We start from the raw sequence: 24572 nt of genomic DNA, 5'->3' as shown, positions 1-24572 counted from the left end.
TTTGTTCCGGCGTTCCGTCTCGGGTTTGTGATCCGCGACCGTCTGTTGCAGCGGTGCGGACTTAAAGTATCCTCTCTAAAAAAGGAGCTTTCATCATGACCCGCATTCCCCCTTTGTCAGACGCCGAGATGGCAGACGAGACACGCGCGTCTCATGCGGCTTTGGGCGCTTATGGTCCGTTCGACAATTGGGCCCGGGTCGCCGCACATTGTCCACCGGTTCTGGAACATGTCGCAGGGATGCTAACAGCGTTACGGGAACAGCAGACCTTGCCGCGTCGTGCGCTGGAACTGGCCATGGTGACGGTTTCCAAACTGAACGCCTGTGACTACTGCGTCTCGCATCATACTCCGCTGTTGACAGTTGCTGGTCTCAGTCCCGAAGGCGCGGCGCGTTTGCCAGATGTTGACAACCACCCCGAGCTGGACGCGTGCGACAAGGCCGTCGTGCGATACGCCGAGGCGGTAACGACACGATCAGGCCGCATGCGCGACGCCGAGGTTTCCGACTTGCGGGAATGGTTCAGCGATGCCCAGATTGTCGAGTTAACCTGGCGCATCGCTTTGTGCGGTGCATTCAACCGGTTCAACGATGCACTTCAGATCCAGATCGAACCCGAGGTTGAACCGGTTTCAGCCTAGTACCCACGCCAGATCCAGCCGCCGCCAAAGATGCGGCTACCTTCTGAGGCATAGAAGACGCAGGCCTGACCGGGCGAGATGCCTTCTTCGGGTGTCAGCAATTCAACCTCGGCAGTGGTTTCGGACAGCGGTCGAATAATGGCTTCACGCGGGGGGCGGGTCGAACGGACCTTGACTGACAGGTGCCATTCTTCGCGAGAAGTGAAGGGTTCATCGCCCAGCCAGTTGATCTCACGCACGGGGACGACACGCGTTGCCAGCATCTCTTTGGGGCCGACAACGACCTGTTTCTTGTCCACGTCCAGCTTGACCACATAAAGCGGCTCGCTCAGACCGCCGATGCCCAAGCCACGCCTTTGGCCGATCGTGTAATGGATCACACCGTTATGCTGTGCCAGAACGCGGCCATCGGCATGAACAATCTCGCCCGGCTCCGCAGCACCGGGGCGCAGCTTTTCAATGACGCTGGCATAATTGCCGTCGGGCACAAAGCAGATGTCCTGACTGTCAGGCTTGTCCGCCACAGACAACCCATATTGAGCCGCCATTTCGCGGGTCGCGTCTTTTGAAGGCAAATGACCCAACGGGAAGCGCAGGAAATCAAGCTGTTCCGGCGTTGTCGAGAACAGGAAATAGGATTGATCCCGGTTGGCATCTTCGGCGCTGTGCAGTTCCGGGCCGTTTGGCCCCATCTTGCGCTGGATATAGTGCCCGGTGGCCATACAGTCGGCCTCAAGATCCTTGGCGGTTTCCAGCAGGTCCTTGAATTTTACCCGCTCGTTGCAGCGAATGCAGGGTACGGGTGTTGCGCCTGCCAGATAGCTTTCTGCAAACTCATCGATCACCGCGTCCTTGAAGATGTTTTCGTAGTCCAGAACATAGTGGGGAAACCCACGCTCTTCTGCCACGCGGCGCGCATCGTGGATATCGATCCCGGCACAGCACGCCCCTTTCTTGGCCAGAGCCGCTCCATGATCATAGAGTTGCAGTGTCACACCGACCACGTCATAGCCCTGATCGGCCAGATAGGCTGCGACAACAGAGCTATCGACGCCCCCCGACATGGCCACAACCACCCGCGTTTCCGAGGGCGGTTTGGCAAAGCCAAGCGAGTTCAGCGGGGGCTCGGTGTCGAGGGCCATTGGCGGTTCCTGTCGGGTTAAGAAAGACCGGCAGAATATAGGAAAATTCTACACACTCTCAAGAGGCGGTTTCATACGACCTTAAGTAGGCTGGTGCCAGCTTTGATGCAGCAAAGAGGGTAAAGCGATGTATTTGCACAAAGTGGAAGGGCCAAGGTCTGTTTCTCTGCCGGATGGGTCCATACTGACACGCGCCGATCTGCCGCCGACAAGCACAAGGCGGTGGGTGGCCTCGCGCAAGATTCTGGTCGTGCGTGGGGTACTTTACGGGCTGATCAGCCTGTCTGAGGCAAAACAGAAATACGGGATCAGCGACGAAGAATTCAACGGCTGGGTTTCCCTGGTCGCGGAACACGGTGTCGAGGCTTTGAAAGCCACGGCCTTAAAAAAGTATCGACAACCTATAGGAGAGCGGGAATAAATGATTCAACGGTAACGTCAGATTAACCATTCTTGGTCAGGTTTAATTTTAATTGGAGTTATTGACCCGAATTGGAGCAGTGAAAATGCGTATACTTCTTGTCGAGGATGATCCGACCACGTCCAAAAGCATCGAACTGATGCTGACGCATGCGAACCTTAACGTCTATGCAACGGATCTTGGCGAAGAAGGTATCGATCTGGCAAAGCTCTACGATTACGACCTGATCTTGCTGGACCTAAATCTGCCGGACATGAACGGGCATGAAGTGTTGCGCCAGTTGCGGATTGCCAGGGTGGAAACACCGATCCTGATTCTATCGGGTGCAGATGATACGGACAGCAAGATCAAAGGCTTCGGGTTTGGCGCGGATGACTACCTGACCAAGCCCTTCCACCGTGAAGAACTGGTGGCCCGTATCCATGCCATCATCCGCCGGTCGAAAGGGCATTCGCAGTCCATCATCCACACAGGTCGCGTGGCCGTTAACCTGGACGCCAAAACCGTCGAGGTGGACGGAAAAACCGTGCACCTGACAGGAAAAGAGTACCAGATGCTGGAATTGCTCAGCTTGCGCAAGGGTACGACTCTGACCAAGGAAATGTTTCTGAACCACCTATATGGCGGCATGGACGAACCCGAGCTGAAGATCATCGACGTCTTCATCTGCAAACTGCGCAAAAAGCTCAGCAATGCAACCGGTGGTGAGAATTATATCGAAACCGTTTGGGGCCGGGGTTACGTGTTGCGCGACCCGCAAAGCAACACATTGGACGAGACGCGAATGGCGGTCGGCCTCTGAATTGAACCGTTTGTGTCGCTGGTAGTCCAGGGCGGCACTTTGCACTCACGGCTCAGCACATCTGGACCTAGCCATGGCCTCGCCCTATCACTGAGGTCCAAGAACGCGTGACAGGGCGAGGCCATGAGCAATTCCATTCCCATATCAGACCTGACGGATGATGAGGCGCGTGCCGAACTGGCGCGGTTGGCGGACATCCTGTCGCGAGCCAACACTCTGTATCACGCAGAAGATGCGCCCGAGTTGTCGGATGCGGATTATGATGCCCTCAAACGCAGAAACGCCGAGATCGAGGCGCGTTTCCCCCACCTGAAACGTGCTGACAGCCCGACAGAGCAAGTCGGGGCCAAACCGGCGGACGGGTTTTCAAAAGTTACTCATGCCGTCCGAATGATGTCATTGGGAAATGCGTTCGACGATGGGGACATTGCCGATTTCGACATCTCGATTCGAAAATATCTGGGCTTTGATGCAGGCGCGCGACTGGCTTTCACAGCTGAACCCAAGATTGACGGCCTGTCTTTGTCCTTGCGATATGAGAACGGACAGCTGGTTCAGGCCGCGACGCGGGGTGACGGTGAAGTTGGCGAGAACGTGACGGCCAACGCCTGCACAGTCTCTGATATTCCACAGCTGATCGAGAACGCGCCCCAAATTCTTGAGGTCCGGGGCGAGATTTACATGTCTCATTCCGATTTTGAAGCGTTGAATGAGCGGCAGGCTGAACGGGGGGGCAAACCCTTTGCCAACCCGCGCAATGCAGCGGCAGGGTCACTGCGCCAGCTGGATTCGGAAATTACCCGTTCCCGCCCATTGCGCTTCTTCGCCTATGCATGGGGTGAACTGTCAGAACCTTTGGCAGATACTCAGATTGGAGCAATTGAGCGTCTTGCGACCCTTGGCTTTCCCACGAATTCCTTGACGCGCCTATGTGCCACGACTGAGGACATGATCGCTCATTACCGGGATATCGAAGCGCAGCGTGCGACCTTGGGGTATGACATCGATGGGGTCGTCTACAAGGTAAACGATCTGTCTTTGCAGGCACGTCTGGGTTTCCGCTCAACGACGCCAAGATGGGCAATTGCGCATAAGTTCCCAGCCGAACTGGCCTGGACCAGATTGGAGGCGATTGACATTCAGGTTGGTCGAACAGGGGCGCTTAGCCCCGTGGCACGGTTGCATCCTGTAACGGTTGGCGGAGTGGTCGTCTCCAATGCCACATTGCACAACGAAGATTACATCGCAGGGCGCGATGCCAAAGGCGGCGCGATCCGTGATGGAAAAGATATCCGAGTGGGCGATTGGGTTCAGGTCTATCGCGCTGGCGACGTGATCCCCAAACTGTCGGATATCGACTTGTCCAAACGCCCCGCCGATGCACGCCCCTTTGCCTTTCCGACACATTGCCCCGAATGCGGGAGTGATGCGATCCGCGAAGAAGGCGACGCGGTTCGACGGTGCACCGGCGGCCTGATCTGTCCCGCGCAGGCCGTTGAAAAACTGAAACATTTCGTGTCGCGCAAAGCCTTTGATATAGAAGGGCTGGGTGCAAAACAGATTGAAATGTTCTATGGTGATCCAACCCTTCCGATCAATGCGCCAGCTGATATCTTCACGCTGGAACAACGGGACGCAGCCAGTCTGACGCGGTTAAAAAACCGGGACGGGTGGGGCGAAACATCCGCCAGGAACCTGTTCGAAGCCATTGATGAAAAGCGGAAAATTCCCTTTGCGCGCTTGTTGTTCGCACTGGGCATTCGGCATGTTGGCGAAGTGGGTGCGCGCGATCTGGCGCTTTTTTACCGCGACTGGGATGCGATGGCACTCGCGTTGGACACTGCGCGCCCGGCCGCGCTGGCCCAACGGCAGGCCGATGAGGCGGAAGATGCAGAGCGTGCGGCAGCGCAGCTTGAAGGGCGTCGCGCGCGCGTGAAAGAAGTGCGGGACGCAGCCATCGCGGACGCCAATGTCGCAGCCGATGCCAATGCCGCCTGGGCAGAGCTGATCGGCATAGACGGAATTGGCGCAACGCTTGGCCTTTCACTGTCGGAAGCATTTGCCAATGAAGAGGAACGACGGGCTTTCGACACGCTGCGCAGCGAATTGACGGTTATCGCCCCCGACGCGCCAGCCTCGGACAGTCCGGTGGCGGGTAAAACCGTAGTGTTCACCGGAACGCTGGAAAAGATGACCCGCGCCGAAGCCAAAGCGCGAGCCGAGGCCTTGGGCGCTAAGGTTTCTGGCTCTGTCAGCAAGAAAACCGATATTCTGGTCGCGGGGCCCGGGGCAGGGTCAAAGGCGAAAAAGGCGGCGGAACTTGGGATCGAAACTTTGGACGAGGATGGCTGGCTTCAGCTGATAGAAGGCGCATGAGCGGACGCCCCGAACAGCTTTTCCCGCTATTTGCGGGGCTGGAAACGTTGGATGGCGTCGGCCCCAAGACGGCACAGGCCATGGCGCAGACCGGGGTGGAATCCCCGCGCGATGTTCTGTTCAGCCTGCCTTATGCCGTGGTGGATCGGCGCAGGCGGGATACAATTCAGGGGGTGGACCTGCCAGCCACTCTGACCGTGGAAGTGACAGTCGGCCCGCACAGGCCGCCTCACAACAAGGGAGGGGCTTATCGCGTTCATGTCGAAGACAGTCAGGCCGATTTCCAGCTGGTCTTTTTCCACGCACGTGGTGAATATCTGAAAAAAGTTTTGCCGCAAGGATCTCGCCGCGTGGTTTCCGGCAAGTTGGAACTGTTCGACGGCATGGCGCAGATGGTGCACCCTGACCACATGCTGCCCGTTGAACAAGCCGGAGATATCCCGGAATTCGAACCGGTCTACCACCTGACGCAAGGGCTGACCCAGAAAACAGCGTTCAAGGCCAGCCGCAGCGCATTGGCACGCGCACCCAAGCTAGAGGAATGGATCGATCCGGCGCAGGTGTCACAGCAAAACTGGCCGAGCTGGTCTGCGGCCATTCACGCCGGTCACAATCCGCGCGGCGCTGATGATGTCGCGCCGTTTGCCCCTGCGCGTCAGAGATTGGCGTATGACGAATTGTTTGCGCATCAGCTGACGCTCGCTCTGGCCCGGCAGCGAGAGCGCAAGTCGCGGGGGATAGTCAGCGTGGGAACCGGGGCACTGCAATCTAAAGTGCTGGCAAGCCTTCCCTATCGCCCGACTGATGCACAAACGCGCGCTATTGATGAGATTTCGGCTGATATGGCGTCTGACGCCCGAATGAACCGACTGTTACAGGGCGACGTCGGCGCCGGTAAGACGCTGGTGGCCATCATGGCGCTTCTGATCGCCGTTGAGGCAGGCGGGCAGGGCGTGATGATGGCCCCGACCGAAATTCTGGCACGCCAGCATCTGGAAGGGTTGCGCCCACTGGCCGAGCAGGCCGGAGTGGTTCTGGAACTGCTTACCGGACGTGATAAGGGCGCGGAGCGGCGTGCCAAGCTTGAGGCACTTAAACAAGGCGATATTCACATTCTGGTTGGCACACATGCAGTGTTTCAAAGTGATGTTGAATTCAAGGCGCTGAGATTGGCCATCGTCGACGAACAGCACCGGTTTGGCGTGCGGCAGAGAATGGAATTGTCGGAAAAAGGCAAGGGGGCCGATGTTCTGGTAATGACCGCCACTCCGATCCCACGTAGTCTTGCGCTGGCGCAATATGGCGACATGGATGTTTCGGTGCTGGATGAAAAGCCTCCGGGGCGAAAACCGATCAAAACGGCGATTGTCAACACACAGCGCATGGACGAAGTCATCGCCCACCTGCGGCGAGCGATTGATGAAGGGCGACAGTGTTACTGGGTGTGCCCTCTGGTCGACGAATCCGAAGTTTCGGACCTGACGGCGGCCGAGGAACGCTTCAAACGTTTGCGGGCCATTTTAGGCGAGGGAGTGGTGGGACTGGTTCACGGACAGATGCCACCCGCCGACAAAGACGCCGCGATGAGCGCGTTTCAGAACGGGCAAACAAAGGTCCTTGTTGCCACGACGGTGATCGAGGTCGGCGTGAACGTACCCAACGCAACGATCATGGTCATTGAACGGGCCGAGATCTTTGGGCTGGCGCAATTGCACCAGTTGCGGGGGCGCGTCGGGCGCGGGGATGCGGAATCCACTTGTTTGCTGATGTATCAACCACCGCTCAGCGAGGGAGGGCGTAAGCGGCTGGAGGTTCTGCGCGAAACAGAAGATGGCTTCCGAATCTCGGAAACTGACCTTGAGATGCGAGGCGCGGGCGATCTGATCGGGACTGCGCAATCCGGGTTGCCAAAATTCCATATCGCGGACCTGGAACGTCAGGCAGGATTGATGGCCGTCGCCCAATCCGATGCGCGGGCGCTGCTAACGACCGATCCCAAACTGACCTCTGACAGGGGACGGGCCGCACGCGTACTGTTGTGGTTGATGAAACAGGATCAGGCGATCCGTTTGATTTCAGTGGGTTAGCTTTAATGTTCTCTAAAGTTCACAAATGTTCCCAAAAAGTTCTTTACCTGCGCTTGGAAATATGAGAACAAAAGGTCAACAAAGGATTAAAACTCTGACCGGAGGTGACCCTATGCTGACCCAGATCAAGACCGCTTTCAGCCGCGCGCAATCGACCATCCTGCAAGATGCCGTTGGCGTGTTGTCCTTGGTCGTGATGCTGATGGTGGCCCTTCACCTGCCAGTTGGTTTCTAAGCCTTTCTGCCTGCGATCTCGTGCCGAAATATCCGCGCTGTCATCCCCATTTCAGTCAAGGGTGACCTGCCTGTCCCAAACCCCTTGAGGGGCCATGCCTCGGCCCCGCGCGGTACACCGGACCCCACGCGAGACACGCAATACCTGCCGCCGCCCTTTCGCCCGGAAAGCGCGGCGGCTTTTTTTACAATTGGCCGGTTTTGAAGATTTCCAACAGTGCGGACAGGACTGAGTTGGCAGCAACCGAGGCCAAAATCATCCCCATTACACGGCTGATGATCGCCGCGCCTGAATGGCCGATCAGCCGAATGATGGGCTCGGCCAATAGCATCAGTACAAACGCAACCAGCAATACAGAAAGCATGACAAGCGCTGTGATACCCTGATCAGCGATACTGTAACGGTGGTTGTCGGTCAGGATAACGATTGCCAGCATCGCGCCAGGGGATGCCAGTGAAGGCACGGCCAGCGGGAATATCGCCGGGTTCTGCTGGTGATACGCGTCTTCACGATCTTCTTCGGCTTGCCGTTGTTCGACCTCTTGTTTGCTTTCACCAAAGATCATCGTCAGGGCAAACAGAAACAGGATAATGCCGCCAGCGACCTGAAACGAATTAAGCCCGATATCCAGCGCTTCGATCAGCACCTGACCAAATACAAGGAAAAACAGCAATACGGCAGCACTTATCACGGCTGCTAACAGCGCTGTCCGCCGCCGGCCTGCCGCGTCCAATCCCGCAGTAACGGCGATGAAAACGGGAATTGTTCCAATCGGGTCGATAACGACCCAAAGCGTCACGAAATGCTCGAGCAAATTATTCAAACCCATCCCTCCTGAAATCTTGGCAGAGGGTAAACGGGTTTCCGCCAAATAGCTATAATCAGGCGCAGTTTGCCTGTTCAGCCTTCGCCATGGCCTCAGCCGTGGCATCCAGTACCAGCAGGATCGACGCATGGCGGTTCTTATAATCCCGAGCGGGCATCAGCACCTCAAGCCCGTCAAAAGGTGCATCGGGTGCAGGACCGCCATTCTTGAGCATGGCCGCCAACTGATCGCGCGCAGCTTCGACCTGCGCCCGCGACGCGCCAATTATTGCATCCCCAACGACCGAGGCAGACGCTTGCCCCAAAGCACAGGCCTTGACGTCCTGACCAAAGGCACTGATCTGACCGTCGCGAACCTTGATGTCGACAGTTACAGTCGATCCGCATAAAGGTGAGCGTTTCTTGACGGTTGCGTCGGGATCTTCCAGTCGCTCAAGATGCGGAATATCCGCAGCCAGCGCCAGAATGCGCCCGGAATACAGCTTAATCAGATCGTTCTCGCCGCTCATGGCTTTCCCTCGTCGTGTGTTACCCATACATAGTGGCCAGCCCACCGGATGCAAAAGGTTTTTCAGATGTCCGACCCAGTCGTGTTTGACCCCTCTAAATTGAGATTTAATGCGGCGGGTCTGATCCCGGCGATTGCGCAGGATGAAGCATCAGGCGAGGTTCTGATGATGGCCTGGATGAACGTGCAGGCGGTTGAAAAGACCCTCGAAACCGGGCGGGTAACCTATTGGTCGCGCTCCCGGCAGGCCTTCTGGATCAAGGGCGAAACCTCGGGCCATGTGCAGGAACTGGTGGATTTCCGGATCGATTGCGACCGGGATTGTCTATTGGTTCTGGTCCGTCAAACCGGTGCAGCCTGCCATACCAACCGACGAACCTGTTTTTTTACCGCCGTTCGGGATGGGGTCGAGGCTGAACTGATGGCGCCAATGGAGTAGGGGTCAAAGCCCAACCATTCGGCGTATGTCGCCCGGGCTAGCCCCTTCGGCCCGGTATTTTGAGATCGCGCGGGCATCATCGCGTTTGGCCAGCCGTTTGCCTGCATCATCGCGGATCAGGTCGTGGTGGAAATACTCGGGTGTCGGCAGGTTCAGTAACACCTGCAACAGAACGTGGATGCGGGTCGCGTCAAACAAGTCCCGTCCCCGTACCACCTGTGTTATACCCTGAGCCGCGTCGTCAAGTACGACGGACAAATGATACGACGTCCCCATGTCACGGCGGGACAGAACAACATCACCTATGGTGGCAATCAACTCATCAGGCGAAAAGGTGACAATGCCGGTTTCGCCGCCCGGACCCGAACCCAGCTCAAGAAACTGATACCTGTCGGGGTTGCGGACCGCCTGACACGCCTTGACCACGTCCAATCGCAATGGGTCCTGAGTTGGACGAGGAAGTTCCGATAAATCTTTGCCAACAAACCTTTTTCGACAAGTCCCAGGGTAAACAAGCCCGTCGGGTCCAAGCATAGGTGCGCCTTCCTGCGGCGCACTGGTTGCAGCGGCGATATCTTTGCGATTACACGTGCATGGATACAAAAGACCCTGCGCCCATAGCTGATCCAGCGCCTTGTGGTAAAAGCCCAAACGATCCGATTGGCGCATCACGGGCTCCGGCCATGTCAGCCCCAACCATCTGAGGTCGTGGTAAATCTGATCCTCCCATAGCTGTCGCGAGCGGGATTGATCGATATCCTCAATTCGCAGCAGGAACCGGCCGCTTTCAGAAGCAGCCCGATCGCTGGCAACCAGCGCAGAATATGCGTGCCCAAGGTGAAGGGGGCCTGTTGGGGATGGCGCAAAGCGCGTTACGAGAGTCACGCTTTTTCTAATACATACACGTCAGAGTTAAGGTTGATACCGGGCAGGTGGGGGCCGTGTTCACGAAATAACAAACGTGCGGCCCCCATGTCGACCCAATCCGTCAGACGGCAGGTGAATTTATGGTCCGCCAACGCATGATCGTTCAGCGAAAAGCCAAGCAAACCACCCTTGGGCAACGCGTGCATCAACAAATCCAGTGTCTCGGGCGGGGCAGCACCTTTTCCGATCACTCCTATGGCAGTAATCATCGTGTACTCCCCACGCTTCAAAGGCGCGGGCTTGGCGATATCGAATCCGGTCAGTGTTCGATAAACGCCCTTGCTGGCGGCTTCCTGAAGCATGTTCTCTGTTGGGTCCATCCCATCGATGACTTCAAAGCCAACAGCGCGCAGGGCAAGCCCCGACAACCCGGTGCCGCAGCCGTAGTCCAGAATTGGGGTCTGCGGCTTCGGTGCGAAAGACCACAAAGCCGCTGCTACACGGCCCGGCGTGGCGTAACCGTGTTCACCGACTTCCTTTTCATAGGTTGCAGCCCAGTTCTGATAGTGCGCTTCAGTCGCTTCAGGCGTGCCGAGGTTGTATGTGCTGTTCAGAAACGTGTCGTTCATTCCAGCATGCTAGGCCGAGTCCGCATTACGCGTCCAGTCAGCAATGTTCCAACCAGGTACTCCATTCAGCTTTGGCCCGGTCGGTATAGGCCTTGTACCGGTCTTTACGACCCCGACGCCCGCCTTTCAGGCCATCCACGGGGCGAAACAGGCCGAAATTCACGTTCATCGGCTGAAAGGTCTTGGCCTCGGCACCACCCGTAATGTGGTGAATCAAAGCACCCATTGCGCTGTCTTGCGGAACAGCGGGCAGGTCACGCCCCAAAATCTGAGCAGCGGCAAACCGACCAGCCAGCAACCCCATCGCGGCGCTTTCTACATAGCCTTCCACACCCGTGATCTGTCCAGCAAACCGAATGTTGGGTTTGGATTTCAACCGCATTTGCGAATCCAGAAGCGTGGGAGAGTTGATGAACGTATTGCGGTGAATGCCGCCCAACCGGGCAAAGCTGGCATTTTCCAAGCCAGGGATCATACGGAACACGTCGGTCTGGGCGCCGTATTTCATCTTTGTCTGGAAACCCACGATGTTAAACAAGGTGCCCAATGCGTTATCGCGGCGCAACTGCACCACTGCATGTGGTTTCACGCCGGGCTCATGCGGGTTGGTCAGCCCGACCGGTTTCATCGGACCATGGCGCAGCGTTTCGCGACCGCGTTCGGCCATAACCTCGATGGGTAGACAGCCGTCGAAGTAACTTGCTGCCTCGCCTTCGTGAAATTCGGTTTTTTCTGCTGCCAGAAGCGCGTCTATGAAGGCCTCGTACTGATCCCGGTCCATCGGGCAGTTCAGATAGGCCGTCCGCTCTTCTTCGGTCTCGCCCTTGTCGTAGCGTGATTGCATCCACGCTTTGCTCATGTCGATGCTTTCGGCATAGACGATCGGTGCGATGGCGTCGAAAAAGGCAAGTGCGTCAGACCCTGTCTCGGCCTGGATGGACTGACCCAGCGCGGGCGACGTCAGGGGGCCGGTCGCAAATATCCACTGGCCATCGCTGGGCAGGGTCGTCACTTCTTCGTCGGTTACCGTCACGCGTGGGTGGGCGCGAAGTTTTGTGGTCACACTTTCTGCAAACGGGTCACGGTCCACAGCCAGCGCGCCACCGGCTGGCAGGCGGTGTTCATCGGCTGTTGTCATGATCAACCCATTGGCGGCACGCATTTCCCAATGCAGCAGACCCACTGCGTTCTGCTCATCATCATCCGAGCGGAACGAGTTCGAGCACACCATTTCCGCCAAATTGCCGGTCTGATGTGCAAAGGTGCCGATGGTCGGACGCATTTCGTGGATCACAACATCCACGCCCATTTCAGCAACTTGCCAGGCCGCCTCTGACCCGGCCATGCCGCCGCCTACAATATGCAAAACTTGTGTCATGCGATGCCACATAGGGCAGACCACAATCGGGCGCAACTGAGGCAAAGCGGTTTCACGAATTTTATAGAAGGGGTCTTGGGGTCGCCGCTGCGGGATTGTCAGCGCTGGTGAGAGAGACCAGCTGGAGGGACCTTCCGCCCACGGCGACCCAAAAGTGTCCTGAGGCCTTGGCCTCGACCCAGCTTTGCCACAGTGTCGCCCTTTTGGAAAGTGCAAAATTCAAAACAGTGGCGAAAAATGTGCAAAACAATTGCATTATTGGGACCAATTTGGGGGACGTTTTTCGATAAAGGCTGAAATGCCTTCTTCTGTATCCCGGTACAGCATGTTCTGCGCCATTACGTCACCGGCATAGGCATAAGCCTGATCCAGCGGCATAAGAAGCTGTTGATAAAACGCCTCTTTACCGATTTTGACAGCGGATCCCAGCTTGGAAGCAACCAGTTCTGCCAGCGCATTGGCTTCGTGTTCAAGACGCGTCTCGGGGACAACGCGGTTGACCAAACCCAAATTAGCCGCACGTTCGGCTGATATGAATTCACCAGTCGTCAGCATTTCAAATGCCTGCTTTCTGGGGATATTGCGGCTGAGGGCCACCATTGGTGTCGAGCAGAACAAACCGATATTAACGCCGTTCACCCCAAACCTTGTGCCTTCCGCGGCGACGGCCATGTCACAGGTGGCTACCAGCTGACACCCGGCGGCGGTTGCAATGCCGTGGACCTGTGCGATGACGGGCTGGGGTAGGGACTGGATCGACATCATCACTTTCGCGCAGCGCGAAAACAGGTCATTGAAATAAGCTTTGCCACCATCTTCGGACTGGCGTCCGGCCGTCATCTGTTTCAGGTCGTGCCCGGCGCAAAAAACCTTACCCTGACCCGCCAGGATCACAGCCCGGATCGACGTGTCTTCACGCAACGTGTCCAGTTCAGCCTGAAACGCCGACAGCATCTCGTCACTCAGCGCGTTCAGCCGCTCTGGGGCGTTCATTGTAAGCCGTGCAACAGCGCCGGTGTCGTTACGTTCCAGAATTGCCATCTTGCCCTCCGATCCTATGTTGGGCCAACTCTAGGTCGGTATGAGCAGGAGGGAAAGCATGGCTTTGGCAATGAACCGGGACGAACTGTCACAATACCTAAAGGAGGTTTTCCCGCAGGTGCATAAAGACTTTGTCGTCGAGGACCTGACCGAAGATACAATCACCATGCGCCTTGTTGTGAAGGATCAGCATCTGCGGCCGGGGGGTACGGTTTCGGGACCATCCATGTTTGGGCTGGCTGATGTTTGTGTATACGCGATGGTTCTGGCGCGAAAAGGGCGTCAATCCCTGGCGGTCACAACGAACAGTTCCCTGGATTTTCTACGCAAACCAGCAGGCAACACGGACATGATTGCTATATGTCGCCTGCTGAAACTGGGCCGGACTTTGGCCGTCGGTGACGTACTTATGTATTCCGATGGCGCGGAAGACCCTGTTGCCAGAGCGACGATGACCTATTCCCTGCCACCTGCAGGGTCCGCGGCCGCGAAATTCGGATAAAAAAGACCGGGGACAAGCCCCGGCCCAGGAAGAGGTCCCAATAATGGGACTGGGGATCAGTTAAATCTGCCAAAAATGGCGCTTTACCTCGCGGCGCGCATCATGGCGTGTCAGACCGACGTCTTTCAGCAAGCGGTCATCCAGATAACTAAGATTGACGCGGCTACGGCGACGACGCTCCCATTGAGTGACCGCTGCCGCAAACCGCACGGCCAGTGCAGCGGCCAGAGGCAGCCGGGGGCTGTCGGTCAGCAGCAGAAGGGCGGGGGTGTGCATTGTGCGTGTCATCTCGGAATTCCTTTCAATTGTATTGACACAAATCAGTTGTACTTGGTACACGTGACTGATACATTCGAAATTGTGTCAAAAGCAAAGGAAGAATTGTAATGGATACAATTTGGCCAGAGGCGCTACCGAAATCCAAAGGACCGAAATACACTCTGGTTGCTGACACAATTCGAAAAGCCATAGATAACAAATCTTTGGAAGTGGGCGTCAAACTTCCTCCGGTGCGCGAACTGGCGTATCGCCTGCAAATAACGCCTGGTACAGTCGCGCGCGCCTATACAATCCTGACAGATGAGGGGTTGTTACAAGCCGAAGTCGGGCGTGGTACATTTGTTGCGCCGCCAAAATCGCCCATTCTTGACGACGTTTGGGCGCGGCAACTGCATCTTCGGGACGACAAATACAATGCCAATGTAAGTCTGTTCAGCCCTAGGTTGGCAGATATGGGGCAGGTGTCCCTGATCCGTGAATGTCTGAAAAAAGTGTCGCAAGCCGATCCGGGTTTGTTTCTGAATTACCCGACGCGTGACGCGTACCAGCCCGTGCGACAGGCGGTTGTGGACTGGTTGTCAGACCTTCCGCTGGGCGCACTGACCCATGATGATATTGTGTTGACACATGGCGGCCAGAACGGGCTTTGCGTTGTGTTTCAGACGATCCTGCGCGGGCCCAAACCTGTCGTACTGGTCGAGGACCTGTCTTATGCCGGGTTCCGTCGCGCAGGCGAACTGATGCGCGCGGAAGTGGTCGGTGTGAAGATGGACAGATGGGGTGTCGATCCGGCAGCGTTAGAACATGTTCTGCGCCACACGACAGCGCAGGCCGTCTGCGTGTCGCCAGAAGTTCAAAACCCAACGGGCGCACACACACCGTTGGAGCGGAGGAAAGAGATCGTTGAGATTGCCCGTCGCTTTGATTTGCAGATCATTGAAGATGATTGCTATCGCATGGGCGATGCCCGAGAGCCCAGCTTTCGGGCACTGGCGCCTGAACGGGGATGGCATGTGTCATCAATCTCGAAGATTCTGACACCGGCATTGCGTGTGGGTTTTGCTATCGCCCCCAGAGAAAAAAGTGTGGATCTGCGCCGGTCCGCTGAATACGGATATTTCGGATTGGCCCAGCCCTTGGCGGAATTGACCCGCCTTCTGCTGTCCGATCCGCGTACGCGTCAGATCGCCAAGGATGTGCGCACGCGGATGGGGGATTATTTACGCGTTGCCGTCAATACCCTGGGTGGGTTTGATCTGAACTGGGCCCCGGACGTTCCCTTTGTCTGGCTGAGCCTTCCGTCTGGCTGGCGGTCGGCTGCATTCAGTCGCGCGGCCGAGCGGGAAGGGATACAACTCCGATCCGCCGACGAGTTCGCGCTGCGCGATGGGCGCGCGCCGAACGCGGTACGTATTGCCATGAATGGTCATGTGTCACTGGAACGGTTCGAGGACGCGATGCAGCGCCTGCGTGTTCTATTGGACAATCCGCCTGAACAAATCAGTGTTTGAATATGGGGTAATATAATACCGATTTTCTAAGTATTTGGTTTTACGTGCATAAATAAGACCAATGCCGCTTGACCTGCGTGCGGGCACCTCATAAAACCCGTCCATCGAATTCGGGCCGCTCCGCTGGGGCGGTCTTTCACATCAAACAGGACTATCCTGCCATGAAAACCTTTTCTGCAACACCTGCAGACATCGACAAGAAGTGGATCCTGATCGACGCTGAAGGCGTTGTTCTGGGCCGTCTTGCTTCGATCGTCGCCATGCGCCTGCGTGGCAAGCACAAAGCGTCGTTTACTCCGAACATGGACATGGGCGACAATGTCATCGTGATCAACGCTGACAAAATCCAGATGACCGGCAAGAAGCGCGAAGAAAACTTCTACTGGCACACTGGCCACCCGGGTGGCATCAAGTCGCGCACCAAACAGCAGATCCTGGATGGCGCACACCCCGAGCGTGTTGTCTTCCAGGCCGTCAAGCGTATGCTGCCAGGCAACCGCCTGTCGCGCCAGCAGATGACCAACCTGCGTATCTATGCCGGTGCCGAGCACCCGCACGAGGCCCAGGCCCCCGAAGTTCTGGACGTCAAGTCCATGAACAAGAAAAACACCCGGAGCTAATGACCGATGGTTGATCAGATCAATACTCTCGAAGAGCTGAGCGCCGTCGCAGGCGTTGAAACCGTGGCCGAAGAAGTCATCGTACGTGAACCCGTACGTGACGAGCTGGGCCGCTCCTATGCCACTGGCAAGCGTAAAGACGCTGTTGCCCGCGTTTGGATCAAGCCGGGTTCCGGCAAGGTCACCGTGAACGGCAAAGATCAGGACGTCTATTTTGCACGCCCCGTTCTTCAACTGATCCTGCGCCAGCCGTTCCAGGTTGCCGGCGTAGAAGGTGAATTCGACGTTGTTGCAACCGTAAAAGGCGGTGGCCTGACCGGTCAGGCCGGTGCGGTTAAGCACGGCATCTCGAAAGCGCTGCAACTCTATGATCCGAACCTGCGTGGCGCACTGAAAGCCGCTGGCTTCCTGACCCGCGACAGCCGCGTTGTGGAACGTAAGAAATTCGGTAAGCGCAAAGCCCGCCGTTCGTTCCAGTTCTCGAAGCGCTAACGCTGAACGACAAAAAAACTCTTGTAAAACAAACGGCTGCAAGATTTTGCGGCCGTTTTTTATTGTTAGCAGATTGTTAGCAGCACACTGATATCATTGACGTCTTGGTTTAGCGAAATTAGCATAATTTTAGCGTTTGCAGCATTGGAGAAACGGGCAGGGCGTGGCTTACTACAAAAATAGACAAGAACACTACGATGGTGCGCTCTTGTTGTTTCAACGCAATCTAGACGTAGCCGTTCCCAACTCAAAAACACATCGCGCTGCAAGCTGGTACATGCGGCTAAAGATAGCTGGGCAAAAAGGCTACTACACCCGCAGCACTAGGCGCACGAAGTACGAAGAAGCGTTTGTTCATGCACAAGCTGAGTTCTTGCGTTTGCAGCAGGCTGCAAGGATGGGACACAGCTTAGACGAATACACTTTTGAACGACATTGGAACGATTGGTATGAGCGCAACGTAAGTAATGAAACTTGGGCTGAAGCACGCGCACGCTGGCACAAGATGTATTTTAATCGTTACTTCAAAGACTATTTTTCCAACAGCGACGGAACTTCAAAACTTCTCAACGAAATCACCCCGCAGTATGCGCATGGCTATTGGGATTGGAGAAAGTCGTATTGGACAAGAGACGAGGCAAAAAAGCTACTCAGCTACAATCCAAAAAGGCGAGGTAGCAAAACTCGTGGCACAGCAAACGCCAAGCGTTTACCCGCATTGAAAACGCTGCAAATGGAGCAAAACGCTCTTAACCAAATCTTCCATGATGCCTTTGAGAAGGGCCGCATGCAGCAAGTGTTTAAACTGCGTGTTGCGAAAAAAGGAGAAGCACCAAACAGGCGTCCGGCCTTTGATAGTGAGAGAGAACGGAAGATGTTATCTCAGAACTTTCGACGCTACAGAGAATGCAAAGGTCGGTTTGCAAGTACGGGTTTGAACAAATGGCATGTCCTGCACCGTGCCCAACTCTCATACTTCGTTTTGTTCCTAATGCACAGTGGGTTGCGTGTTGGTGAAGCGCGAGAAATGAAGTGGGTCGATGTGCAACTTAATGAAGAAGTAGATGGGGAAGATGAGCGTATTGCTGAGGTGCGCGTGAGCAAAGCTACGAAAAAGGGAATAACGCGGCTCGTTCAAACTCAGCCCGGCGCAAACGAAGCGCTTATTAAATGGAAAGAACTTTCGCCGCACACCTCTGAAAGTGATTGGGTTTGGTTTGGTCAACAACTTGATGCTGACGGCAAAGCAAAACAGATTGGGGATTTAAACAAGAGTTTTCAACGCGTTCTGCGAGAGATTGAAATTGACGATAGGGAAGGTGGTTTACTTTTTGACAGGGACGGTGACAGGCGCAGCTTATACAGCTTGCGCCACACCTATGCGACAGTACGGTTGGAGAAAGGCGATGTGAACGTTTACGACTTGGCGCTGAACATGGGGTGTGAGGTTAAGCAGATCGAAAAGCATTATTCCCATGTCACATCTAAGTCGCGCAGGTCACAGATCACTCAGACAAAACGGAAAAAGCGCAAAGATGCAGCAGATTCTGGGGCTGCTATGCAAGATGATGCGTTCTTAAAAGAAGCAAGTAGGCGTTACAATGCAGGCGAACTGACTAAAGAAGCGTTTTTGGAAATTGCAAATTCTTCGCAAAAGAATTCAGTATGACCAACAACCACTACCGAAAAAGATCTTCCCTTTTTTTCGACCTGTGTACGTTCGCGTAGTACACAGTACCCGAGCGTATTGCACCAGGTCCTCGGCTGTTGGCTAGGTAAGTACCAAAACTAAAGTAATTCTTGTTGGACCTTTTGCCGTCTTCATTGATGTTGTTCGGATCAAGATTCGGGCCGCGATGTGTTAGTTTGCGATCACCATCAATGTAAACTTCAATGACGCCGTTGCCACTGTCACTCCAATTCACAAACATTTCGACACGGGTCCATTTACCTTTAACAGTCGGCATTTCAACGATTTTCTTAACCGCGACCCCGTCACAGTCGTGGTTTTCCCGCGTGCCTACGCTCTTGAAGGTAACCAAAAACAGAGCGTTTCCGTGACCGGGGCGAGTCCAGTGTCCCACTGCAGCATGTGGGCAGCGTTCTGATTTCCATTGCGCAAAGATATTCCACGCCGATTTTTGCTGCCCTTGTGTTGGATAGCTTTGAGGAATCAAAATATCAAAGCCGTACCAGACAGGACTGGGTTGTGGAAAAGCGCTGTAGAATGATTTTCCATTTTTCTTTTCTCTAAGCTCGCTTCGCACGCTGCCGTAGTCGCAATCCCCCTTGCCGCTGCTATCTGGAAGTTTTTTGGATTTGCACTCGCCGCCGTAGATTGAGAATGAATGCACATACTTTGCGTCGATACCCTCAACCTTTTTGAGTTTTTTGTATGACTTGGGAAGATTTTCTTGTTTCTGTTTGAAACTGTCGAAGTCAACGTCTGCGGTGACTAGTGTCGGGCTGAACAAGGCAAGGGCTGCAGAAATGAGAAATGCTCGAATAAACATATAACATCCTGATATTATGTAACAATGATGCTAGCTGAAACATATGAACTAGCAAACCTATTTTTTGTGAGATTGAGCAGAGCAAAAGAGCTTTGCGGTTCATTCAGTTTTGAGCTCAGAGCACATTTTGGGGAGCTACAAGTGAGAGGATTCACAGGTAGAGAAAGCGTGCAAAATGACTGCAATCAACCGCCGGTTAGTACGAGCGTGTGGTGTACAGATGATGCTATACCCGCTGTTAAACATAAAGATGATTTTTGGGCGTTTGTAGAAGCTGGCCGTAAGCTGGGTGATTTGCACGTAAACTATGAGAGTGCGGAAATGCATCCAGTTACAATTGCTGAGGGCGACCTGCGCTTGGCTAATATAGACGATCCCGTAAGCTACTTCCGTGTCGAGCAGATGCGTTATGGCGGTAAACGCGGCAGTGACAAGACAACGCTTCACTACAACAACAACATCACGCTCGTCGACATACCGCTTGCGGCATATGAATATGTTGTAAATGGCAAGCCAGCGTTGGATTGGGTTGTTGAGCGGCAGCGTGTGAAAACCGATCCCAAAAGCGGAATTGTGAACGACGCGAACGATTACGCGAACGAGACAATGCAAGACCCTGCTTATCCGCTAAAACTGTTTCAGCGTGTCATAACGGTAAGTTTGGAAACGATGAAATTGGTGCGGAGTTTGCCTAAGCTGGAGCTAAAGGAAGTCTAAGGCGATTGTGGTATAACGATCATCAAGAACTCTGACATAGTTGATCGGCGATTAAGTCCGAGCCGACTTGCCTAAAGCAGTTCTATCGCGTTGCGAAGCTTGCTTTCGTTGTAGTCAATGTAGCGTTGAGTGGTGCTAATGTCTTTGTGTCGGGCAAGTGCTTGTATGACCCGGACGTTTACCCCCTTGTCAGCAAGCTCGGTCAAAAACTGTCGGCGGCCACTGTGGCTGCTGGCACCTTTGACGCCTGCAAGTTCGTAAAACCGAGCAAACAGGTTGACGATGGTTTGAGCGCTGAACCCGCCGCGCTTGGCGCTAAAAATTAGCGCTGCTTGCGGATTCTTGATGTGGCGAGGGTAGGTGGCAGCGTATTTGGCGAGGATTTTGGCAAGCCGCTTGCTTACTAGCACGGTGTTTGCTTCGTCGCCTTTGGTTTGTCCCGCTACTAAGAACAGCGTGTCGCGCACTTGTCCTTGTACATCGTATACGTCGCCAGCTTTCAGTCCTGCTATCTCGCACGCACGAAGACCGGCAAAAAAACTGAGTGCAAAAATTGCACGGTTTCTTGACTTGTACCGATGTGCGTCGATTACCGCATATACGCGCTTTCGTTCTACCTCTGTCAGTAACTTGGCTTGTTTCATAACTCACCTAAAATGTGTGGTTTCGTTGTAATGTATTGTAAATTCACACATTTTGGCGGACGACCGAAAATTTAACTCAAGTTAAGCCTTTGGCCGCAAATGGAAAATTTCAGAAATATTAGAGATTATACAATTCATAACATTTTCGGTTTTGGCGTTTTTGCCGGAACGACGGACAAAATGCTGTGCTGTTCCTGCAAGTAAGCTTCCAAGCTGGCTATCACCTCTCGCAGTGTACCGATTTCTGAATCGACTATGCTGCCTACGTGCTTTTTGCGTAGATGGGTCAGCGCAAGTTTGATCTGAGCAGTTTGGAGACAAGCAATGGCTGCTTGTGCGCTGAGATCACTGTTGCTGTTTTTCTGGACGGCAAACCAGCTTCGGCTTCGTCGGCACCAGTCCTGGCTGAAGTCCTCAGCAGATTCGACCAGAGCTTCAGCTTTAAGATCAATGTAAATTTTCTCCATCAGTAACATATGGGTTCTCCTTGATAATTTGGGTTTTGTTGAAAAAGGTTTTTATGTTGATGCTCTGCATCAACAGCCGGCACTGTTCATAGCTTCGCTCTCGCTTCGCATTCACAGCATCAGCCTTTTTGGGTTTTCAGGCAAAATGTCTGAAAAAAAAATTTCAGTTTGTTTGAAGGGCTTTATTCTGAGCAAATAGATCGCGCCTGTCTTTGGCACGATCCAGTTGCGCGGCTTTATTCGTCGCTTAACAGGCTACACTCACCAAACCTTAAAGGAAGAGCAGGTTTTGCTATCATCTCTATTACTGGGCATCATACGCACGCGCTGGAGCTGGTGTAGCGAAGCTAAACCCAGCGCGATGACGGGTACTGCAATGCAGCGCGTCGGTCCGTCTCACTAAAATTCACGCATTGCTGCGCTACAACCACTACGACAACAATAAACGCAGTTCCGCATAGGCAGCGCGTTTTAGGCATCCTGCGCGCGATGGCAGGGTAGATTGTTGAAGCGGACAACTGAAAAGTCCGTTTGCTACCGTCTCACATCAGAACGGGTTCACAGCACAATAATATCCGGCGTGCTAACCTTTCGATCAGTTTGTAACGAAGGAAGGCTTGTGCCTTAGCTTCTTAATGTATTTACCACGTTCAGGCAGAAGGGGCGTGATTACCGGAATATTTCGGCTTTTTGGGCCTACTCGGTTCAGCAACACGCACGGGCTTCGTAGGTGGCTTGGGATCAAGCTCAGTTTCACGTTTCTTAGCCTTGCGTCTATTCGCTGCAGTGGTGCTATCCTGTTCTTGCAGTCTCACTCCCTCAATGCAGTAGTCAGCGGTATCTAGCAGCCACTGTGTAACTCGCACCTGTTCATGCTTGGGCAGCGTGCCGAAATCCTTGCGTAACTCGAAAATGGTTTTCTTAATTTCTCTTAACGACATGTTGTACCTCCTCAAGCTATTTAGCTTGAATGAGCTAAGGAGTTTCGTTTGCGTGGATTTTAGTGAGCACGCCCGAGAATTACTCCATTATTTGCCTAGACATGTGGGCTTAATCGATCAGAAAAAAGTAGCGGCCGTTAAGTAATCAAACGGCTTTCGTAGCTTGGTCGGTCAGTGCGTAGGACACACTCATCACAAAAACAGCTGTTCTCGCAGGACGCGTTCGATCACTGGTCCGAGCCCGCTCGCTGCCGCAGCCACTACTACGGAACGTTTTTTCGCAATCACAACCAATACGGGCGTGCACCGCCGCATGAACATTGATAAGTTGCCCGCGATTTGATGAGGGTACAGAGCGTGACGACTTACGACATAAAGATCAAAAACTGCAACAGCATTGATGAAGCGAATGTTCAAATCGAGAAAAACCGGCTGAATATTAAGTACGGGCCCAACGGACTGGGAAAAAGCACTATTTCGAAAGCGATAGCTGGGCACATAAGCGGCGATGGCAGTTTGAAGGACTTGCTCCCTTTCAAGTTGCGTAAAGTTAAAAACTCAACTTTGCCTTCGGTAGATGGTACCGGCGACATTCAATCAGTTCTGATTTTCAATGAGGATTACGTTAATCAATTCGCGTTCCAGCAAGACGAAGTTGTACAGAACAGCTTCGAAATATTCATAAAGACCCCAGAATACGATACCGCAATGGACGAAATCACAGCGTCCTTTGATGGAATAAGAAAAGCATTCCTGAAAAGCGAAGAGATTGAGCAGACAACCAAGGACTTGAAGGACCTTAGAGACGCATTCGGAAAGGCCAACAAAGACGGGACAATTTCGAAAAGCAGCAAAGTTCTCAAAGCTTTCGGCTCCGGCAATAAAATAGACAACATTCCTGATGAACTTTTACCTTTCGAGACCTTCATCAAAGGTGAAAAGCCCTCAAAATGGATCGGATGGCAGATCAAAGGAAACGAGTTCATGCAGGATGGCGACACCTGTCCTTACTGCGCCACAGAACTGCCAACGCAAGAGCAAAAGAACACGGTGCAAGCAGTTTCCCAACAATACAACGCGACCGCGGTTGATCATCTGAACAACCTAAAAGCGGTTATTGAACGACTTGGGAAATACTTCAGTTCAGCATGTCAGGAAAATTTGGAAAAAGTTGTAAATGCAAAAATCGAGCTGACAGCGCCGCAGGAGAGCTTTCTCAGTAGCCTCAAGACTTCGATCACCGCACTTATCGAACAACTTGATGGTCTCCGAACAATTTCCTTTTTTTCGCTTCGCGACGTTTATGAAATTGACGCCAAACTCCAAGGACTAAAGATCGACCTCGGTATGATCGATAAGTTGGACTCTGAGGAAACGAGAAAGGTCACAGACCCGATCAACGCTCAACTCGAAGAACTCTTAAAGAAAGTCGGCATTCTGAAAGGGCTGGTTGGCAGACAAAAAGCTAAAATCAAAAAAGCCATCGAAATAAACCAGTCCAGCATTAACGGCTTTTTGAAGTCGGCAGGCTATCGCTATTCTGTGTCGATTGTGCCTGAGCCTGACTCTTACAAGATGAAGCTCGAGCACGAAGACCTCAACGAGCATATCGAGATGGCGGGTCGGCACTTAAGTTTTGGCGAAAGGAACGCATTTGCGTTGGTGCTTTTTATGCATGAAGTAAACAGTAAAAGACCCGACTTAGTCGTCTTAGATGACCCTATTTCATCCTTCGACAAGAACAAGAAGTTTGCAATTATGCATGAACTTTTTCGTGGAAAAGGTAGTTTGCGAGACTGCACATCAGTAATGTTGACCCATGATATCGAACCTGCGATTGACGTCGTCAAAAGTACGGCAGGGCTTTTCGCGGGATCAAATCCTCAAGCCACTTTCCTTTCATCAAAGCAAAACGTAGTTTCCGAAGTAGCTATCACGAAAGGTGACATCAAAACTTTCGGACAAATCTGCAATGAAATTGTATCGGGCGAAGCTAATCCACTGATCAAAGCGATCTATCTACGCCGACATTTCGAGATCGCGAACAACGTGGGGTTGGAGTACAATCTCTTGGCCAGTCTTTTGCACAAGCGAGCAGTGCCAACGCTTCAAGATTCAAGTGGATCGCGAGAAATGACAGTTTTGGAAAAAGCGGAAGCAGAAACCGCCGTCAGTGGTAGAATTGAAAACTTTGACTACGATCAACTCCTGGTTCAGCTGAACGACACCAACGAAATGATTGATCTGTACCATTCGACAGAAGTGGGTTACGAAAAAATTCAGTTGTTTCGGCTTATTAACGGTCGTCACGACGATGATGTGATTTCTAAGTTTATCAATGAGTCGTATCACATTGAAAATGAATACGTGATGCAGCTAGATCCGCGGGTATTTGACAGCATTCCTGAGTATGTTGTGAAAGAATGTGACAGGTTGCTTCCAACAGTGGTCAAGGTGGCCTAGCACGCGATCAACTCTTACACACTTGCCACGAA

Annotated in this window: 26 protein-coding genes; 14 read left to right on the top strand and 12 right to left on the bottom strand. The window is 53.6% G+C overall.

Going from position 1 to position 24572, the window contains the following annotated elements; translation table 11 throughout:
- The first annotated feature begins 95 nt into the window (after positions 1–95).
- Positions 96–641: a carboxymuconolactone decarboxylase family protein gene (locus ACR0BF_RS11315; protein ID WP_480624926.1), complete on the top strand. Its 546-nt coding sequence runs from the start codon at positions 96–98 to the stop codon at positions 639–641.
- Here the strand turns inward: ACR0BF_RS11315 and mnmA are convergent.
- On the bottom strand, positions 638–1783 hold the full coding sequence (gene mnmA, locus ACR0BF_RS11310; RefSeq protein ID WP_480624925.1) for a tRNA 2-thiouridine(34) synthase MnmA: 1146 nt from the start codon (positions 1781–1783) through the stop codon (positions 638–640). The two genes, ACR0BF_RS11315 and mnmA, sit on opposite strands and share 4 nt — an antisense overlap.
- Before the next feature lie 127 nt (positions 1784–1910).
- Between mnmA and sciP the strand changes: the two genes are divergently transcribed.
- The 5 genes from sciP (at position 1911) to ACR0BF_RS11285 (ending at position 7704) form a co-directional block, all read left to right on the top strand.
- The gene (gene sciP, locus ACR0BF_RS11305; RefSeq protein WP_480624924.1) at positions 1911–2204 is read left to right on the top strand and encodes a CtrA inhibitor SciP; all 294 of its coding nucleotides are present in this window, start codon (positions 1911–1913) and stop codon (positions 2202–2204) included.
- Positions 2205–2289: 85 nt separating this feature from the next.
- On the top strand, positions 2290–3006 hold the full coding sequence (ctrA, locus tag ACR0BF_RS11300) for a response regulator transcription factor CtrA (protein WP_267364745.1): 717 nt from the start codon (positions 2290–2292) through the stop codon (positions 3004–3006).
- Between the two features lie 123 nt (positions 3007–3129).
- Entirely contained in the window at positions 3130–5382 is a 2253-nt protein-coding gene (ligA, locus tag ACR0BF_RS11295; RefSeq protein WP_480603662.1) for an NAD-dependent DNA ligase LigA, read from the top strand.
- Positions 5379–7469, top strand: a complete 2091-nt coding sequence (recG, locus tag ACR0BF_RS11290; RefSeq protein ID WP_480624923.1) for an ATP-dependent DNA helicase RecG — start codon at positions 5379–5381, stop codon at positions 7467–7469. The genes ligA and recG overlap by 4 nt, the downstream gene beginning before the upstream one ends.
- 112 nt (positions 7470–7581) lie before the next feature.
- Entirely contained in the window at positions 7582–7704 is a 123-nt protein-coding gene (locus ACR0BF_RS11285) for a hypothetical protein (protein ID WP_267366389.1), read from the top strand.
- Between the two features lie 184 nt (positions 7705–7888).
- Here the strand turns inward: ACR0BF_RS11285 and ACR0BF_RS11280 are convergent, their stop codons facing one another.
- Positions 7889–8527 (bottom strand): MarC family protein, encoded by a 639-nt coding sequence (locus ACR0BF_RS11280; RefSeq protein WP_209596212.1) that lies wholly within the window; start codon positions 8525–8527, stop codon positions 7889–7891.
- A gap of 58 nt (positions 8528–8585) precedes the next feature.
- Entirely contained in the window at positions 8586–9038 is a 453-nt protein-coding gene (locus tag ACR0BF_RS11275; protein WP_480516979.1) for an iron-sulfur cluster assembly scaffold protein, read from the bottom strand.
- A 48-nt stretch (positions 9039–9086) separates the two neighbouring features.
- On the opposite strand from ACR0BF_RS11275, the gene hisI reads away from it, so the two are divergent.
- Positions 9087–9476 carry a phosphoribosyl-AMP cyclohydrolase gene (gene hisI, locus ACR0BF_RS11270; RefSeq protein WP_480603659.1) on the top strand — a complete coding sequence of 130 codons (390 nt, stop codon included), beginning with the start codon at positions 9087–9089 and terminating at the stop codon, positions 9474–9476.
- A gap of 3 nt (positions 9477–9479) precedes the next feature.
- On the opposite strand, the gene gluQRS is transcribed toward hisI, so the two are convergent.
- The 4 genes from gluQRS to ACR0BF_RS11250 all read right to left on the bottom strand — a co-directional run bounded on the left by gluQRS (position 9480) and on the right by ACR0BF_RS11250 (position 13391).
- On the bottom strand, positions 9480–10361 hold the full coding sequence (gene gluQRS, locus ACR0BF_RS11265; RefSeq protein ID WP_480603656.1) for a tRNA glutamyl-Q(34) synthetase GluQRS: 882 nt from the start codon (positions 10359–10361) through the stop codon (positions 9480–9482).
- Entirely contained in the window at positions 10358–10972 is a 615-nt protein-coding gene (locus tag ACR0BF_RS11260) for a class I SAM-dependent DNA methyltransferase (protein WP_480505215.1), read from the bottom strand. Before ACR0BF_RS11260 ends, gluQRS begins: the two co-directional genes overlap by 4 nt.
- Positions 10973–11009: 37 nt before the next feature.
- Positions 11010–12350 carry a methylenetetrahydrofolate--tRNA-(uracil(54)-C(5))-methyltransferase (FADH(2)-oxidizing) TrmFO gene (trmFO, locus tag ACR0BF_RS11255; protein WP_480603652.1) on the bottom strand — a complete coding sequence of 447 codons (1341 nt, stop codon included), beginning with the start codon at positions 12348–12350 and terminating at the stop codon, positions 11010–11012.
- Between the two features lie 255 nt (positions 12351–12605).
- Positions 12606–13391 carry an enoyl-CoA hydratase gene (locus ACR0BF_RS11250; protein WP_480516986.1) on the bottom strand — a complete coding sequence of 262 codons (786 nt, stop codon included), beginning with the start codon at positions 13389–13391 and terminating at the stop codon, positions 12606–12608.
- A 58-nt stretch (positions 13392–13449) separates the two neighbouring features.
- On the opposite strand from ACR0BF_RS11250, the gene ACR0BF_RS11245 reads away from it, so the two are divergent.
- On the top strand, positions 13450–13893 hold the full coding sequence (locus ACR0BF_RS11245; RefSeq protein ID WP_480472700.1) for a PaaI family thioesterase: 444 nt from the start codon (positions 13450–13452) through the stop codon (positions 13891–13893).
- Positions 13894–13953: 60 nt separating this feature from the next.
- Here the strand turns inward: ACR0BF_RS11245 and ACR0BF_RS11240 are convergent, their stop codons facing one another.
- Positions 13954–14181: a DUF1127 domain-containing protein gene (locus ACR0BF_RS11240; RefSeq protein WP_480472702.1), complete on the bottom strand. Its 228-nt coding sequence runs from the start codon at positions 14179–14181 to the stop codon at positions 13954–13956.
- A gap of 98 nt (positions 14182–14279) precedes the next feature.
- Here ACR0BF_RS11240 and ACR0BF_RS11235 point away from each other — a divergent pair, with 98 nt between their 5' ends.
- From ACR0BF_RS11235 to ACR0BF_RS11220, 4 genes are all read left to right on the top strand, one after another.
- Positions 14280–15683: an aminotransferase-like domain-containing protein gene (locus ACR0BF_RS11235; RefSeq protein ID WP_480472704.1), complete on the top strand. Its 1404-nt coding sequence runs from the start codon at positions 14280–14282 to the stop codon at positions 15681–15683.
- A 161-nt stretch (positions 15684–15844) separates the two neighbouring features.
- Positions 15845–16303 carry a 50S ribosomal protein L13 gene (gene rplM / locus ACR0BF_RS11230; RefSeq protein ID WP_480472706.1) on the top strand — a complete coding sequence of 153 codons (459 nt, stop codon included), beginning with the start codon at positions 15845–15847 and terminating at the stop codon, positions 16301–16303.
- A gap of 6 nt (positions 16304–16309) precedes the next feature.
- On the top strand, positions 16310–16795 hold the full coding sequence (gene rpsI, locus ACR0BF_RS11225; protein WP_209503959.1) for a 30S ribosomal protein S9: 486 nt from the start codon (positions 16310–16312) through the stop codon (positions 16793–16795).
- Positions 16796–16958: 163 nt separating this feature from the next.
- The gene (locus tag ACR0BF_RS11220; RefSeq protein WP_480493197.1) at positions 16959–18464 is read left to right on the top strand and encodes a tyrosine-type recombinase/integrase; all 1506 of its coding nucleotides are present in this window, start codon (positions 16959–16961) and stop codon (positions 18462–18464) included.
- Positions 18465–18474: 10 nt separating this feature from the next.
- Here the strand turns inward: ACR0BF_RS11220 and ACR0BF_RS11215 are convergent, their stop codons facing one another.
- Positions 18475–19308: a heparin lyase I family protein gene (locus ACR0BF_RS11215; protein ID WP_480624922.1), complete on the bottom strand. Its 834-nt coding sequence runs from the start codon at positions 19306–19308 to the stop codon at positions 18475–18477.
- Between the two features lie 27 nt (positions 19309–19335).
- Between ACR0BF_RS11215 and ACR0BF_RS11210 the strand changes: the two genes are divergently transcribed.
- Positions 19336–20025: a type ISP restriction/modification enzyme gene (locus ACR0BF_RS11210; RefSeq protein WP_480624921.1), complete on the top strand. Its 690-nt coding sequence runs from the start codon at positions 19336–19338 to the stop codon at positions 20023–20025.
- Positions 20026–20096: 71 nt separating this feature from the next.
- Here the strand turns inward: ACR0BF_RS11210 and ACR0BF_RS11205 are convergent, their stop codons facing one another.
- The 3 genes from ACR0BF_RS11205 to ACR0BF_RS11195 all read right to left on the bottom strand — a co-directional run bounded on the left by ACR0BF_RS11205 (position 20097) and on the right by ACR0BF_RS11195 (position 22077).
- A complete protein-coding gene (locus tag ACR0BF_RS11205) occupies positions 20097–20669 on the bottom strand; it encodes a tyrosine-type recombinase/integrase (RefSeq protein WP_480624920.1) in 573 nt (190 codons plus the stop codon).
- Between the two features lie 134 nt (positions 20670–20803).
- Complete coding sequence (locus ACR0BF_RS11200; RefSeq protein ID WP_480493188.1) at positions 20804–21145, bottom strand: DUF6626 family protein; 342 nt, start codon at positions 21143–21145, stop codon at positions 20804–20806.
- Positions 21146–21786: 641 nt separating this feature from the next.
- Positions 21787–22077 carry a hypothetical protein gene (locus tag ACR0BF_RS11195; protein ID WP_480493186.1) on the bottom strand — a complete coding sequence of 97 codons (291 nt, stop codon included), beginning with the start codon at positions 22075–22077 and terminating at the stop codon, positions 21787–21789.
- 357 nt (positions 22078–22434) lie between these two features.
- Between ACR0BF_RS11195 and ACR0BF_RS11190 the strand changes: the two genes are divergently transcribed.
- On the top strand, positions 22435–24540 hold the full coding sequence (locus ACR0BF_RS11190) for an AAA family ATPase (protein ID WP_480624919.1): 2106 nt from the start codon (positions 22435–22437) through the stop codon (positions 24538–24540).
- The last annotated feature ends 32 nt before the right edge of the window (positions 24541–24572 follow it).

The organism is Ruegeria sp. AG7 (assembly GCF_056541545.1).
Note: the sequence above shows the minus strand (reverse complement) of the source record. Positions and strands in the feature narration are given on the sequence as shown.

Excerpts from the sequence above, each read along its gene's own strand:
- ACR0BF_RS11195 (WP_480493186.1), bottom strand. The coding sequence starts at position 22,077 with ATGTCGTTAAGAGAAATTAAGAAAACCATTTTCGAGTTACGCAAGGAT.
- ctrA (WP_267364745.1), top strand. The coding sequence starts at position 2,290 with ATGCGTATACTTCTTGTCGAGGATGATCCGACCACGTCCAAAAGCATC.
- ACR0BF_RS11235 (WP_480472704.1), top strand. The coding sequence starts at position 14,280 with ATGGATACAATTTGGCCAGAGGCGCTACCGAAATCCAAAGGACCGAAA.
- ACR0BF_RS11210 (WP_480624921.1), top strand. The coding sequence starts at position 19,336 with ATGCTAGCTGAAACATATGAACTAGCAAACCTATTTTTTGTGAGATTG.
- ACR0BF_RS11245 (WP_480472700.1), top strand. The coding sequence starts at position 13,450 with ATGGCTTTGGCAATGAACCGGGACGAACTGTCACAATACCTAAAGGAG.
- ACR0BF_RS11215 (WP_480624922.1), bottom strand. The coding sequence starts at position 19,308 with ATGTTTATTCGAGCATTTCTCATTTCTGCAGCCCTTGCCTTGTTCAGC.
- ACR0BF_RS11200 (WP_480493188.1), bottom strand. The coding sequence starts at position 21,145 with ATGTTACTGATGGAGAAAATTTACATTGATCTTAAAGCTGAAGCTCTG.
- recG (WP_480624923.1), top strand. The coding sequence starts at position 5,379 with ATGAGCGGACGCCCCGAACAGCTTTTCCCGCTATTTGCGGGGCTGGAA.
- mnmA (WP_480624925.1), bottom strand. The coding sequence starts at position 1,783 with ATGGCCCTCGACACCGAGCCCCCGCTGAACTCGCTTGGCTTTGCCAAA.
- ligA (WP_480603662.1), top strand. The coding sequence starts at position 3,130 with ATGAGCAATTCCATTCCCATATCAGACCTGACGGATGATGAGGCGCGT.
- ACR0BF_RS11285 (WP_267366389.1), top strand. The coding sequence starts at position 7,582 with ATGCTGACCCAGATCAAGACCGCTTTCAGCCGCGCGCAATCGACCATC.
- sciP (WP_480624924.1), top strand. The coding sequence starts at position 1,911 with ATGTATTTGCACAAAGTGGAAGGGCCAAGGTCTGTTTCTCTGCCGGAT.
- ACR0BF_RS11240 (WP_480472702.1), bottom strand. The coding sequence starts at position 14,181 with ATGACACGCACAATGCACACCCCCGCCCTTCTGCTGCTGACCGACAGC.
- rplM (WP_480472706.1), top strand. The coding sequence starts at position 15,845 with ATGAAAACCTTTTCTGCAACACCTGCAGACATCGACAAGAAGTGGATC.
- ACR0BF_RS11315 (WP_480624926.1), top strand. The coding sequence starts at position 96 with ATGACCCGCATTCCCCCTTTGTCAGACGCCGAGATGGCAGACGAGACA.
- trmFO (WP_480603652.1), bottom strand. The coding sequence starts at position 12,350 with ATGACACAAGTTTTGCATATTGTAGGCGGCGGCATGGCCGGGTCAGAG.
- ACR0BF_RS11205 (WP_480624920.1), bottom strand. The coding sequence starts at position 20,669 with ATGAAACAAGCCAAGTTACTGACAGAGGTAGAACGAAAGCGCGTATAT.
- ACR0BF_RS11260 (WP_480505215.1), bottom strand. The coding sequence starts at position 10,972 with ATGAACGACACGTTTCTGAACAGCACATACAACCTCGGCACGCCTGAA.
- hisI (WP_480603659.1), top strand. The coding sequence starts at position 9,087 with ATGCAAAAGGTTTTTCAGATGTCCGACCCAGTCGTGTTTGACCCCTCT.
- ACR0BF_RS11275 (WP_480516979.1), bottom strand. The coding sequence starts at position 9,038 with ATGAGCGGCGAGAACGATCTGATTAAGCTGTATTCCGGGCGCATTCTG.
- rpsI (WP_209503959.1), top strand. The coding sequence starts at position 16,310 with ATGGTTGATCAGATCAATACTCTCGAAGAGCTGAGCGCCGTCGCAGGC.
- ACR0BF_RS11250 (WP_480516986.1), bottom strand. The coding sequence starts at position 13,391 with ATGGCAATTCTGGAACGTAACGACACCGGCGCTGTTGCACGGCTTACA.